Origin of the sequence: Martelella lutilitoris, assembly GCF_005924265.1 — a bacterium.
GTDB classification, from domain to species: Bacteria; Pseudomonadota; Alphaproteobacteria; order Rhizobiales; family Rhizobiaceae; genus Martelella; species Martelella lutilitoris.
The window spans coordinates 153,422-166,307 of sequence record NZ_VCLB01000002.1; the positions used below are offsets into that span (position 1 = coordinate 153,422).

General features: G+C 62.5%; 11 protein-coding genes. 9 read left to right on the forward strand and 2 right to left on the reverse strand.

The features are described from left to right. Positions 1–4: 4 nt before the first annotated feature. The 3 genes from FF124_RS03550 to cnbZ are packed head-to-tail and all read left to right on the forward strand — an operon-like array spanning position 5 to position 3,071. Positions 5–1,483 carry an aldehyde dehydrogenase family protein gene (locus FF124_RS03550; protein WP_138747116.1) on the forward strand — a complete coding sequence of 493 codons (1,479 nt, stop codon included), beginning with the start codon at positions 5–7 and terminating at the stop codon, positions 1,481–1,483. Continuing rightward, positions 1,476–2,291, forward strand: coding sequence for an aspartate dehydrogenase domain-containing protein (locus FF124_RS03555; RefSeq protein ID WP_138747117.1), 816 nt, complete (start codon positions 1,476–1,478; stop codon positions 2,289–2,291). The genes FF124_RS03550 and FF124_RS03555 overlap by 8 nt, the downstream gene beginning before the upstream one ends. Positions 2,292–2,324: 33 nt before the next feature. Then, complete coding sequence (cnbZ, locus tag FF124_RS03560) at positions 2,325–3,071, forward strand: 2-amino-5-chloromuconate deaminase CnbZ (protein WP_138747118.1); 747 nt, start codon at positions 2,325–2,327, stop codon at positions 3,069–3,071. A gap of 222 nt (positions 3,072–3,293) precedes the next feature. On the opposite strand, the gene FF124_RS03565 is transcribed toward cnbZ, so the two are convergent. Together FF124_RS03565 and FF124_RS03570 are read right to left on the reverse strand one after the other, a co-directional pair. Then, positions 3,294–5,009, reverse strand: a complete 1,716-nt coding sequence (locus FF124_RS03565; RefSeq protein WP_138747119.1) for a M28 family metallopeptidase — start codon at positions 5,007–5,009, stop codon at positions 3,294–3,296. A 188-nt stretch (positions 5,010–5,197) separates the two neighbouring features. Then, a complete protein-coding gene (locus FF124_RS03570; RefSeq protein WP_138747120.1) occupies positions 5,198–5,980 on the reverse strand; it encodes an IclR family transcriptional regulator in 783 nt (260 codons plus the stop codon). Between the two features lie 235 nt (positions 5,981–6,215). Between FF124_RS03570 and FF124_RS03575 the strand changes: the two genes are divergently transcribed. From FF124_RS03575 to FF124_RS03600, 6 genes are all read left to right on the forward strand, one after another. Beyond that, entirely contained in the window at positions 6,216–7,862 is a 1,647-nt protein-coding gene (locus tag FF124_RS03575; RefSeq protein ID WP_138747121.1) for an ABC transporter substrate-binding protein, read from the forward strand. Positions 7,863–7,972: 110 nt separating this feature from the next. Further along, complete coding sequence (locus tag FF124_RS03580) at positions 7,973–8,950, forward strand: ABC transporter permease (protein ID WP_138747122.1); 978 nt, start codon at positions 7,973–7,975, stop codon at positions 8,948–8,950. Continuing rightward, positions 8,943–9,839, forward strand: a complete 897-nt coding sequence (locus tag FF124_RS03585) for an ABC transporter permease (protein WP_187326793.1) — start codon at positions 8,943–8,945, stop codon at positions 9,837–9,839. Before FF124_RS03580 ends, FF124_RS03585 begins: the two co-directional genes overlap by 8 nt. Next, positions 9,836–10,852, forward strand: a complete 1,017-nt coding sequence (locus FF124_RS03590) for an ABC transporter ATP-binding protein (RefSeq protein WP_138747124.1) — start codon at positions 9,836–9,838, stop codon at positions 10,850–10,852. Before FF124_RS03585 ends, FF124_RS03590 begins: the two co-directional genes overlap by 4 nt. Next, entirely contained in the window at positions 10,852–11,853 is a 1,002-nt protein-coding gene (locus tag FF124_RS03595; protein ID WP_246072166.1) for an ABC transporter ATP-binding protein, read from the forward strand. Before FF124_RS03590 ends, FF124_RS03595 begins: the two co-directional genes overlap by 1 nt. Continuing rightward, positions 11,853–12,860 (forward strand): NADPH:quinone reductase, encoded by a 1,008-nt coding sequence (locus FF124_RS03600; RefSeq protein WP_138747126.1) that lies wholly within the window; start codon positions 11,853–11,855, stop codon positions 12,858–12,860. The genes FF124_RS03595 and FF124_RS03600 overlap by 1 nt, the downstream gene beginning before the upstream one ends. Positions 12,861–12,886: the final 26 nt, after the last annotated feature.

Genomic DNA, 12,886 nt, shown 5'->3' on the forward strand with positions numbered 1-12,886 from the left:
TCCAATGCACGCTTCCCAGAATCCCGATCCCCGCCAGGACGCCATTCTCTCGCCCTATGACGGCAGCCTCGTCGGGCATATGCCGGTTTCGGAAGAGGTCGATGTCGAACAGGCCATCCTGACGGCGCAAAAGGGCTTCGACATGATGCGCAAGCTTCCGCGTTTCGTGCGCGCCGATATTCTCGATCGCACCGCGGACCTGATCGAGGCGCGAAAGGACGAGTTCGTCCGCCTCATCGCGGCGGAAGCGGGAAAGCCGCTTTATGATGCGCGCGGCGAGATATCGCGTTCGCTTCTGAACCTGCGCGGTGCGGCCCGCGAGGCGCGCGCCTTCGGCGGCGAGGAAGTGCCGCTCGATATCGATGGCGCGGTCTTCGAATACCAGACGGCGTCTGCCGATGGCAGTCCGCTCGATCTGTCGAAGGCCGATCTGGCAACGCTCAACGGGCTTGGCCGGCGCATCGGCATCGCGCGAAGGTTCCCGATCGGTCCGATCCTCGCGATCACGCCGTTCAACTTTCCGCTGAACCTGGTGCTGCACAAGCTGGCGCCGGCCTTCGCCGTGGGCAATTCGGTCATCCTCAAGCCCGCGCCGCAGACCCCGCTCACCAGCCGGTTGCTCGCCGAGGTCATGGTTGAGGCCGGTCTGCCTGAGGAGGCGCTGACGGTGGTGCATTGCGATGTGCCGCTGGCCGAAAAGCTTGTGCGCGACGATCGCATCGCCATGGTCACCTTCACCGGCAGCGTGCCGGTCGGCTGGCATATCAAATCGCTGAGCGGCAAGAAGAAGGTTTCGCTCGAACTCGGCGGCAATGGCGCGGTGGTCGTCTCCGAGGATGCCGATATCGCCTTTGCAGCGGCGCGTTGCGTGCGCGGCGGCGTCGTCTATGGCGGCCAGTATTGCATCGGCGTCCAGCGCATTTTCGTGCATGAAGAGGTCTATGACGCCTTCGAGAAGGAACTGGTGGCCCGAGTGGAAGCCTGCAAGGTCGGCAATCCGATGGAGGAGGGGGTCGATGTCGGGCCGGTGATCGACGAGCGCTCGGCGATGCGCATCGAAAGCTGGATCAACGAGGCGGTCGAGCAGGGCGCGCGCGTTCTGACCGGCGGCACGCGCGAGAAAGCCGTCATTGCACCGACAGTGCTGACCGACACGAAGCCCGACATGAAGGTCGAGGCCGACGAGATTTTCGGCCCGGTGGTGACGCTGACCAAGGTGAAGGATGCCGATGAGGGCGTTCGCCGCGCCGCCGACAGCCGGTTCGGCCTGCAGGGCGGGTTCTTCACCAACGACATGAAGGCCGCCTTCCGCGCGCTGGAGGACTGGGATGTCGGGGCGCTGATGATCAATGACGTGCCGATCTACCGCATCGACACCATGCCCTTCGGGGGCTGGAAGGATTCCGGCCTCGGACGCGAGGGCACGCGCTATGCGATGGACAGCATGACCGACATCAAGCTCCTTGTGGTCAATTATGGCTGAACCGTTGAGGGTCGCAGTCGCCGGGCTGGGGTCGATCGGCATGCGTGTGGCGGCGGCGCTTGATCAGGGGATCGAGGGTCTTGAGCTGAAAGCCGTCGCCGTCCGTGACGCGGCAACTGCAGGCGCGCGACTTGCGGGCCTGCGATCATCCCCCGTTATCCTGCCGCTTGCCGACCTGCCGGAAGCCGCCGATATCGTGGTCGAATGTCTGCCGCCATCGGCCTTTTCGGTGCTCGCGAACGCGATGCTGAACCACGGCGGCAAAACTTTCGTTGTCGCAAGCGTCGGGCAATTGCTGTGCTCCGATGGCTTTCTCGATGCCGCACGCGCAGCAGACCTCGCCATCCTTGCGCCATCCGGTGCGATTGCCGGACTTGACGGGTTGCGGGCCGCGCGCGAGATCGGACTGGAGGCTGTGGCGTTGAAAACCCGCAAACCGCCGCTTTCCTTCGGTGACGGCGTCAGGATCGGCGACAAGACCGTCGCGGCGTCCGAGATCAAAGAGCCCACATGCCTCTTCTCCGGCAGTGCCCGGCAATCGATCGCGGCCTTCCCCAAAAACATCAATGTGGCGGCGACCGTCGCCCTTGCAGGGCTCGGTGCCGATCGGACGTCTGTCGAGATATGGGCCGATCCCGGCATCGCCATGAATACCCATGAAATCACCATCCGCTCCAAAGGCGGCACGATCACGGCCGTGTCGGAAAACCTGCCCGATGCGGACAATCCGAAGAGCAGCGCAATCACGGCCTACAGCATCATCGCTGCCCTGAGGCGCATGGAAAGTGTCGTTTCGGTCGGCTCGTGAGCCGCAGCACATATCAGACAGAAGGAATTGACTATGCAGACAAAAACCATGGCGGCCGGTGGTTACCACTATATTCCCGGCGTGATGCAGTATTCAGCCGGCGTTGCGGCCCTCGAGGGCTACCGCATCGTCCGCGCCCGCTTTTTCGATGTCGTGCCGATGAAAGAGGGCTTTGAGCGCATCGCCGCCCATCTCGCCGAAATCGGCCGGCCGCCGGAAGCCTTCTGCGCCTGTGAAATGCGCTCGCCCGGCCAGTTCAGCGAGGATGGGTTCGCCGCCTTCAATACGCTTTACGCGGAAACCTTGCGTGCCTGGAACATCATGGAAGGCGACGACAATCCGGTGGCGCGCTCCAATATCTGCCCCGAGATCGGCGCGCCGGAGGAGCCGGGCTTCCATGCCTTCTGCTACACGGTGAAGGATGGGGACGCACCGAAGACCTTCGCGATCGCCGGCTCCGGCGAGGTGCCTGAAGGCAAGGCCAATTACCGCGATCATATCGTCCGGCCGGGTGAAACCAGTCCCGAGGCCATTCGCGAGAAAGCGGCCTTTGTGCTTAACGAGATGGAGCGCCGCATGGGCTTTTTCGGCGGCAAGTGGGCGGATACCACAGCGGCGCAAATCTATTCGGTCCATGACATCCACCCGCTGATCGAGACGGAGCTTGCGCCGCGAGGCGTTCACCGCAACGGACTTGCCTGGCACTATAACCGGCCGCCGATCGTCGGTCTGGAATATGAGATGGACTGCCGGCGCGTGTTCGACGAAATCGTTCTTTGAAATGGCACGGGCGCGGCGTCTGGTGGAAACTCAGTCTGGCATGTCTTCGGGAAACAAGCGCTTAAAGACGTCGCTTTGCCCACGGCAGCCGTGATGAATTGACGGATGGTAGCGAGCAAAAAACAGTGTCCAGGTCCTGCCCCGGAAACCAAAATCATCCAAAGCCCTCGCAAAAAAAAACGCGGGGGCTTCTTATATAACTACGAAAGCGCAAGGGACGGCTTACTTGATAAGCGCCCTTGCTTCCTTCAAGGCCGCGATCACCCGGTTCTGGCCGCGCACGAGCTGGGTGCGGGCAAAGCCGAGCTTGGCCGGACCGAGCTTGTCGAGATCGGCTGCCGCCGAGAGGGCGGGCAGCGGCGGGATCGGCACGGCGGGGTCATGCCGGAAGCGCTGTTCACGAGTGAAATTCAGCGGGATCAGGATGCGCGCGAGTTTCCGGATCACGACATTGGCGGTGGCCGGCGTCACCGAACCATCCTCGATGCCTGCGTAGAAGGCTTCCAGAGAAGCCTTCAGGGCCTCGGCGGCTTGCATTGCTGGCGCCAGATCGAAGCGATCGCCAGCCTTTTTCTGATAGTCCGCGATCGTAGCGATGAACTCCCCGGCCGTCTTGCGCCAGTCAAACGGCAGGATTTCCGCGTTGGCATTGCGCAGCACGGCCAGAAGATAGACCTTGATGTCGCGCAGAAGAATATCCTTGTCGGCGATTTCGAGCGTGTCATTCTCGGTATGCCAGGCGATATTGCCGCCGCAGCCGCCGACCGTGTAATAGCCCTTCTCCTCCCGCGCGCGCTCGGCCATGGTCGATGACAGCATCAGATAGCTCGAAAGCCCGATATTGTTGAAGGAATAGTCGCCGGCGCGGTGCGGACGTTCGCCCTCGGCCTTCTTGCCGGCCACTTCCTCGATCACCTCGGAGAGGAAATCCTCGGTCTCGCTCATCATGCACAGATTGATGAATTCGGTTGCCCAGCGGCAGCCGGGGCTGTCGCAATTGACAGAGGCGATGCAGTTCTCGTCCAGATCGAGCGCGAAATTGTCGGAAAACCAGGTGGAGCCGGCATAACGCCCGGTCGAGTGGCCCGGCCACCAGCACACGCGCACGGAACGCTTCAGCTTGTCGCGGTTTTCGTAAAGAACCCGCGCCATTTCCAGAAGCGAGGCATCGCCTGTGGCGTTGTCGCCGACGCCGACATCCCAGCTGTCGAGATGGCCGTGCAGCAGGATGTACTTTTCGGGCTCTTCCGCGCCCTCGATGAAGACTTCCGGCAGTTTGGAGGAAAACCAGCCCTCTTCCATTTCGGCAAACACAGTAACTTGCGCGCCCGCCTTCGCCAGCTCGATCAGCTGATCGCCGCCTTCACGGTTGACGGCGACGGCCGGAATGCGCGGCTTGCGGGGCAGGTCATCGAGATCCGGCGTGCCCCAGACGGTGGTGCAGATGCCCCAGTGAATGTCGACGCCGGGGTTGATGGCGATCACGCCGATTGCGCCAAGCTCGGTAAACTGGGCGACCAGGCCCGGATTGGCGAAGCCCTCCGACAACACGATCTTGCCGGAAACGCGGGCGGCGAGATCGCTCGCATCCTCCACCGAGCGTTCGAACATGGTCGAAATCGCCTTCGGCTGGTTGCTCGGCACATAGACGAGTTCGCCGGAAAGGCCATCGCGCGCATCGACGCAATAGGCCGGCGGCTTGGCGCGGAAGGTCTTGCCGTCGGCCTCCACGCGGGCCTTGCCCGGCAGGCTCAAGAAGAGCTCCGGCTGGTGCATTGTCACCGGCACGCCGTATTTTTCAAGACGCGCCTTCACCTCGTCCATGCCGCGGTTCACATCGTCCGGATGCTCGCGCTTGTAGGTGGAAAAGCTCTCGACCAGCGCCCAGGGGGCATCAAGCGAAACGGCGCCGAGAATGGCGGATTCGATATCGTTCACAGCTGTTTTCCTCTGTCTGTTTTATTAGATAAAACGATGTTTTATTTTTTAGCGTAACAGAGGAGTTTGACCGCTGCAAGCGTTCCTGCATCGCGTCCTGGCGAATAGAAGGGAGAACCGTCAGCGGAGCGAGGCCGGCAATTCAGACGATGAAGGGCGAACGGGCATGCTGGCCACGGCAGGCAGGCTCAGCCCGCCTTCAGTACACCGCCCACGGCAAGCTTTTGCGAGATCCGGCGGCCGGCCTCAAGCGCTGCCTCCAGGTTTGCCGCGCGGCGTTCCTCGTCAAGGCGCATGACGGCCCCGGCGACCGAGATCGAGGCCGTCACTGACCCGTCTGCCCCCTTGATCGGTGCGGCCACGGAAAACGCACCCTCATCCAGATCATTGGTGACGATGTTGTAGCCGCTTGCGCGAATGCGCTCGAGCGTCTGGCGCAGCTTGTCGGGATCGGTGATGGTATAGGGCGTGAAGGTTTCAAGCGGTTTAGAAAGAACCTCTTCGATTACCCAAGGCTCCGCATAGGCGAGAAGCAGTTGCGAACTGCCGCCGGCATGAAGCGGCCCGAACCGGCCGGCCTGGGCGAAGAGACGCATCGAATGCCGTCCGGGACGCGTGGCAAGCACATAGCTCTGGGTTCCGTCGCGGATCACCAGATTGACGTTTTCGGAGGTCACATCGCGCAGCCAGTCCATGACGGGGCGCGCGGCAAACAACAGGCCGCCATCCTTGCCAAGGCACTCGCCCAGAACGCCGATCCGGTGGCCAAGGGCATATTCCGAACGCTCCGCATCCCGCGAAACAAAGCCGCGCTCCTCAAGCGTGAAGAGGATCCGGAAGACCAGGGATTTCGTCATGCCGAGCGATTTGGCGAGTTCTGTCAGGCCCTGATTGGGCCGCGCCGCCAGCGCCTCCAGCACCACCATGGCTCGGTCGACGGCGGCAATCGTGTAATCCTTCCCCTCACTCACGTTTTAAGTCCCCTGCTTTGTCATCTTTTTCGCGACTTGCAATCGCGCCAAAATCTGCTTTACTTAAAATTACGAAACGGCGTTTTACTGAATAAAACATCTGTAATTGTATTTCAAGCTCTCGTAGGCTTCCCCGTCGAAACAGCCGGCACGACCGGCAAGCGCCGTTTCCAAGATATAACCGGAAAAATCCGGACACGATAAAAAGAACCAAACCGTTCAGAGGAGAACGACCATGAGTTATATCGCGCGGGCTTCCCTTGCCGCGTTGCTGGCCTCCACGGCGGCCTTGCCCGCCTTTGCCGGCGACGAGATTCGCGAAATCGTGCTTTTCTCCCGGCCGCAGGCCGGTCAGCAGGCCGAATTCCAGTCCGTCCAGCTCATTGCCCAGGAATGGCGAAAGCTTGGTCTCGACGTCAAGGTCGAGGTCATGCCCTGGGAGCAGATGTCGAATGTCGTCTGGTACGACCGCGGCGCCTGGGACGCCACAGCCTGGCAGATGGTCGGGCGGCCGGAGCGCTCGGACCCGGATGAGCTTCTGTTCAACCTGTTCCACTCGACCACAGCCGAGTCTGGCTACAATTTCATCGGCTACAAGAACCCCGAATATGACTCGATCGTTGAAGCGCAGCGCCGCGAGGTCGATCAGGACAAGCGCCGGGAGATGGTGTTCGAAGCTCAGGACATCCTCAGCGCCGACCAGCCGAACATGATGCTGGTTCACCCCAAATCCACCTTTGCCTTCAACAAGGCGATCTTCGATCCGGAAACCGTCGTCAACCAGAGCGGCATCGGCATCAAGAACGCCTGGACCTTCATGGACATCACCCCGCTTGGCGAGGAAAAGGATATCGTCCTCAACTCCTCCGACAATGTGAAGTCGATCAACCCGCTCTATATTTCGGGCGGCGTCGACAGCTGGGTGACCGAGCTTGTCTATGACCGGCTTCTGCGCGTCGGCCCTGACGGCTTGCCCCAGCCCTGGGCGGCGGAAAGCTATGAATGGCTCGACGACGCCACGATCGCGCTGACCTTGCGCCCCGGCATGACGTGGCACGACGGCGAGCCGGTGACGGCGGAGGACGTGAAGTTCTCTTATGAGGCGGCCGCCAGCGAAGAAGCGCCGATGTACCAGCCCTTTGCCAAGAACATCGACAGCGTCGACGTCGAGGGCGATGTCGTCACCTTCCACCTGAAGACGCCGCTGGCCTCCTTCCTGACTTCGACGCTCGCCAAGATCAACATCATCCCCGAACATGTCTGGGGCCCGATCCTGGCGGATCTGAAGGACAAGCCGGAAAACGCCGAAAGCTATCAGGAAGAGACGCCGATCGGGTCCGGTCCCTACAAGTTCGCAAGCTGGACCAAGAACGAGGAAATCGTTCTGGAAGCCAATACCGATCACTTCCACGCGCCGAAGGCCGATCGCTGGATCCTGCGCATCGTGCCGAATGCGGAAGCAGCGCTTGGCATGCTGAAATCGGGCGAGCTCAACTTCATCGGCGAATTTCCGGGCGACCCGCAGGTTCTCGTCGACGCGGCAACGGAAAATCCCGATCTCGAAGCGGTTTCCACTGTCGATATCGGTTTCCGCTATATCGGCTTCAACAACCGCCGCGCCCCCTTTGACGACCCGGCCTTCCGCATGGCCTTGTCGCAGGCGGTCAATCGGCAGCTGATCGCCAAGGCCGCCTATCGTGGCTATGCTGTGCCCTCCAATTCCGTCGTCTCGCCGGCGCTTGCATTCTGGCACGACCCGGCGGTCGAGGATTTCGCCACCGGCACAGATCTCGCCAAGCAGACGCTGGAAGATGCCGGTTATACGCTTGAGGGCGGCAAGCTGCATTATCCGGGCGACATCAAGGAAACGCTCGGCAACTAGGCCGACGCAGCTCTTGAAAAGGCGGCGGGCGCTTGCCTGCCGCCCCCTTTTCGACCTTCATGCCTGATTGCGATTGACCTGAGAACGCAGCAGGAAGAGGACGGCGCTTCATGTCAACTTTAAAGCCGATCGGCAGCCGCGTGCTGCAGATGCTGCTGGTCCTGTGGACCGTGGTCACCATACTGTTCCTGATGTTCCGGCTGATGCCGGGCAACCCGATGGCGGCCTATATCGATCCGAATTTCACCCTGGAGCAGCAGGAAATCCTGATGGCCTCCTTTGGGCTCGACAAGCCCTTGTGGCAGCAATATCTGATCTATATCGGCAATCTTTTGCAGGGCAATCTCGGTGAGAGCTTCACCTATCGCAAGCCGGTGGCCGACATCATCTTTCCGCTTCTGCCGAACACGCTGATCCTCACCTTCACCTCGCTGATCGTTGCCTATGCCTTCGGCATTCTGGCAGGCGCCTACCTTGCCTGGAAGCGCGGCAACTGGGTCGAGCAGGCGGCCATTCCGGCGGTTCTCACCACTCGCGCCATGCCGGAATTCTGGCTCGGCATGGTGCTGCTTGCCGTCTTCTCCTTCTGGCTCGGCTGGTTTCCGGCAGGCGGCACGCGTACGGCCGGCGAAAGCTATGACGGCTATTTCGCGCTCTATACCTCGCGCGACTTCCTCGCTCATCTTGCGTTGCCGGCGCTGACGCTGGCCATCTACAGCCAGGGCCTGCCGCTGCTCCTGATGCGCTCCAACATGCTGGACGTGATGAAGGAGGATTTCGTCACCATGGCGCGCATCAAGGGGCTTTCGAGCTGGACCGTCGTCGTGCGCCATGCCGCCCGCAATGCGCTGTTACCGATCATGACCTCGTTTGCGATCGCCGTCGGTTACCAGCTTCAGGGCAATGTCGTGGTCGAGACCGTGTTTTCCTGGCCGGGACTTGGCCGCGAACTGGTGCGCGCGGTCTCGGCCTCCGACTATCCGCTGGCGCAGGGCGCCTTCCTGCTGATCGCGGTGGTGGTGATCCTGATGAACATGATCGCCGACCTGCTCTATGCCCTGCTTGACCCGAGGGTCGGCCATGCGTGAGATTGCCTCCTCCCTTTCCGGCGGGTTTGGCCGCTTCGCCCGCGCCCTGAAATTCCCGGTGCGCGATCCCTTCGCCATCGCCGGCGTCCTCATCTATGTTGTCTTCATCCTGGCGGCGATTTTCGCGCCCGATATCGCTACCCATGATCCGAACGAGATCCTCTATTCAGCGTCCTACGATCTCGCCGCCGATCTCCGGCCGGGACAGGACGGCTTCATTCTCGGTACCACGAGCCTTGGCCGCGATATCTTCTCCCAGCTTGTCTATGGCAGCCGTTCGGCGCTGGTGATTGGGCTGACGGCCGCCTTCATGGTGGTGCTGATCGGCTCGCTCGTCGGCATTCTCGCCGGCTATTTCGGCGGCTGGGTCGACACGATCCTGATGCGGCTTGCCGATATCGCCTTCGGCATTCCCTTCCTGCCCTTCGTCATTGTCATCGCCGCCTTCCTCGAACCCTCGATCTGGAATGTGGTGATCGCCATGGCGCTGGTGCTCTGGCGCGATACCGCGCGCGTCATCCGCAGCCAGGTGCTGACGCTGAGAACGCGCGGCTATGTCGAGGCGGCACGGATTTCCGGCTCTTCCAGCCTCAAGATCATCGCCCGTCATGTTGCGCCCAATGTGTTGCCGCTCTCCTTCCTTTACGGATCGATCGCGATCGGCTGGGCGATCCTGACGGAAGCCTCCATCAGCTTTCTCGGCTTCGGCGATCCGAACTCGATCAGCTGGGGCTACATGCTGCAGGATGCCTTTGCCAGCCAGGCGCTCGCAAAGCAGGCCTATTACTGGTTCATCCCCCCGGGCCTCTGCATCATCCTGGTCGTCAGCGCGGGCTTCTTCGTCACGCGCGGCTATGAAAACCTCCTGTTTCCGAAGTTGAGCCGATGAGCGAACCGCTTCTTTCCGTTGAGAACCTCACCGTATCCTACAAGGTCCCCGGCGGCCTCGTTCATGCCGTGGACGGTGCAAGCTTCGAGGTGCCCGAGGGCTCGATCACCGGCCTTGTCGGGGAATCCGGCTGCGGCAAGACCACCGCTGCGCGGGCGCTGACCCGGGTCATGGCCGACAACGCATCGATTTCGGGAGGCCGGATCATGTTTGCCGGGCAGGACCTCGCAAAATTGCCCGAACGGCGGATGAACGCGCTGCGCTGGCGCGATATCGCCTTCGTGCCGCAAAGCGCCATGAACTCGCTCGATCCGGTCTATACGGTCGAATACCAGCTTGCCGAAGTCTTGCGAAAGCGCGGCGGCATGGGACGCAGGGATGCCCGCCGCCGTTCGGAAGAGCTTTTCGACATGGTCGGCATCGATCCCGGTCGGCTGTCGGATTTTCCGCATCAGTTTTCAGGCGGCATGCGCCAGCGCGTCGCCATAGCCCTCGCTCTGGCGCTCGATCCGAAACTGGTGATCGCCGACGAGCCGGTGACGGCGCTCGACGTCATCGTCCAGCGGCAAATCCTCGACCAGTTGAAGGAACTGCAGCAACGGCTCGGCCTGTCCGTCATTCTGGTCACCCACGACATCTCGGTCGTCGCCTATATCTGCGACCGCACCGTGGTGATGTATGCCGGCAAGGTGGCCGAGGCCGGGACCACCAGGGCGACGCTCACCCAGCCATCGCATCCCTATACGATGGGCCTCAAGAACGCCTTTCCCGACCTGACGGGGGCTGAGACCGGCGAACTGACGCCGATCGAGGGCGCGCCGCCGAGCCTCGCCGACCCGCCGCAGGGTTGTCGTTTCGCCGAGCGCTGTCCCTTCGCCCTCGACATCTGCGCGTCCGAACCGCCGCTCGTCGCGCTAGACGCGGTCCACCAGGTGGCATGCCACCGCGCCGGCGAGGCCGGGAGGCTTCGGGTCGAAGCAGCGAAGACCGAAACCTGGGGGGTGGGCCTGTGATGATGTCGGGCAAAAAGAGCGACGTCCTAGTCTCGGTCTTCGAGGCGAAGCTGCATTACAGGGTCGGCAGCGCGCTGTCGGTCATGCGGGGCCATTCCTCGGTCGTGAAGGCCGTCGACGGTGTCAGTTTCGATATTCGTCGGGGCGAAAGCATCGGGCTTCTGGGTGAAAGCGGCTGCGGTAAAAGCTCCATGGGCCGGCTTCTCCTCAAACTGGAGGACGTGACCGGCGGAAACATCAATTTCGAGGGCTATGACCTTTCCGGAATGGGCCGGCTGCGGCTGAAAAAATTCCGTGCGCAGGCGCAGCTGATCTTCCAGAACCCCTTCGATGCGGTCAATCCGCGCTTTTCCATCCGCGCGGCGCTCGCCGAGCCGCTGGAAAATGCCGGAATTCCCAGGAAGGACCGCGAGGCGAAGATCATTGCGGCACTCGAACTGGTAAAGCTGCCCGATCCCAAACAGTTTCTCGACCGCTATCCGCACCAGCTTTCCGGCGGGCAATTGCAGCGTGTGGTGATGGCGCGGGCGCTGATCCTGGAACCGGAATTCGTCGTCGCCGACGAACCGGTCTCCATGCTCGATGTCTCGGTGCGCGCCGGCGTGCTCAACGTCTTCCGCGACGTCCGCGACCGGCTGGGGCTGACGGCGATCTATATCAGCCACGATCTGGCGCTGGTGCGTTATGTTTGCGAGCGCACCATCGTCATGTATCTCGGCCGGATCATGGAAGACGGGCCGACCGAGGATATCGTGCGCGAACCGCTGCACCCTTACACAAAGGCGCTCGTCTCCGCGGTTCCTGTGCCCCACCCGGACCAGAGCCATGAACCGCTGCCGATCGGACGCGGCGCGCCGGATCCGCGCAATCCGCCGTCCGGTTGCGTTTTTCGCGACCGGTGCCCGAAGGCCTTTGCGCGCTGCGCTTCGGACGCCCCGAAGCCGCAGACTGTCGGCACACGCCTTGTCGCCTGCCACCTCTATGACGGGGAGGCGGGTTGATGAAGACTGCCTGGTACGAAAAGACCGGCCCCGCGCGGGCCGTCCTGAAATTCGGCGATTTGACGGATCCCGTCCCCGGTCCCGGCGAGGTGCTGGTGGCCGTCCGGGCCTCCGGCATCAATCCGGCGGATGTCAAGCGCCGCGCGGGATGGCGCGGCGTGGGCATGGATCACCCCTTGATCATTCCCCACACCGATGGTGCGGGCGAGATTATCGCCGTCGGCCCGGGCGCCGATGCCGGCCGCATCGGCGAGCGCGTCTGGCTCTGGAATGCCCAGGGCGGCTACCGGGAAAGGGGCCGCGCCTATGGAACCGCTGCGGAGCTGATTGCTATCGATGCGCGTCAGGCGGTGCGGCTCTCCGATCATCTGACCTTTGCCGAAGGCGCCTGCCTCGGCGTGCCCGCCATGACGGCCCACCGCGCCGTCTTTGCCGATGGCGGCGTTGACGGCAAGACCGTGCTTGTCAGTGGCGCAGCCGGCGCGGTCGGTCATTTCGCCGTGCAATTGGCGGCCCTCGATGGAGCGCGCGTGATCGGGACTGTCGGCAATGATGCGTCCGCCCGTCACGCGAAGGATGCGGGGGCGGAGATCACCGTAAACCGCAGGCAAGAGGATGTGGCGGCTCGCATTCTGGATCTGACGGAAGGCGCCGGCGTCGACCGGATCATCGAGGTCGATTTCGCCGCCAATGCCGCGCTCGCCGCCGCCGTGCTGAAGCCCAACGGAACGATCGCCGCCTATTCCTCAAGCAGCAATCCGGAGCCGGTTCTCTCCTACTACGCCTTTGCCTCCATCGGCGCCAATCTGCGCTTCATCCAGGGCTTTGCCATACCCGAGGACGCCCGCCGCTCCGGCGAAACCAGGATAGATGCGCTTGCCGGCTCCGGCAGGCTGCACGTCGCCATCGGTGCAACCTTTCCCCTTTCCGACATCGCCCTTGCCCATGAACGCGTCGAAGCGGGCGGGCTTGGCAATGTCGTGGTCTTTCCCGGCGATCCGGCCTGAACGGGCGGCGGCGGTCAGTTTCAGAA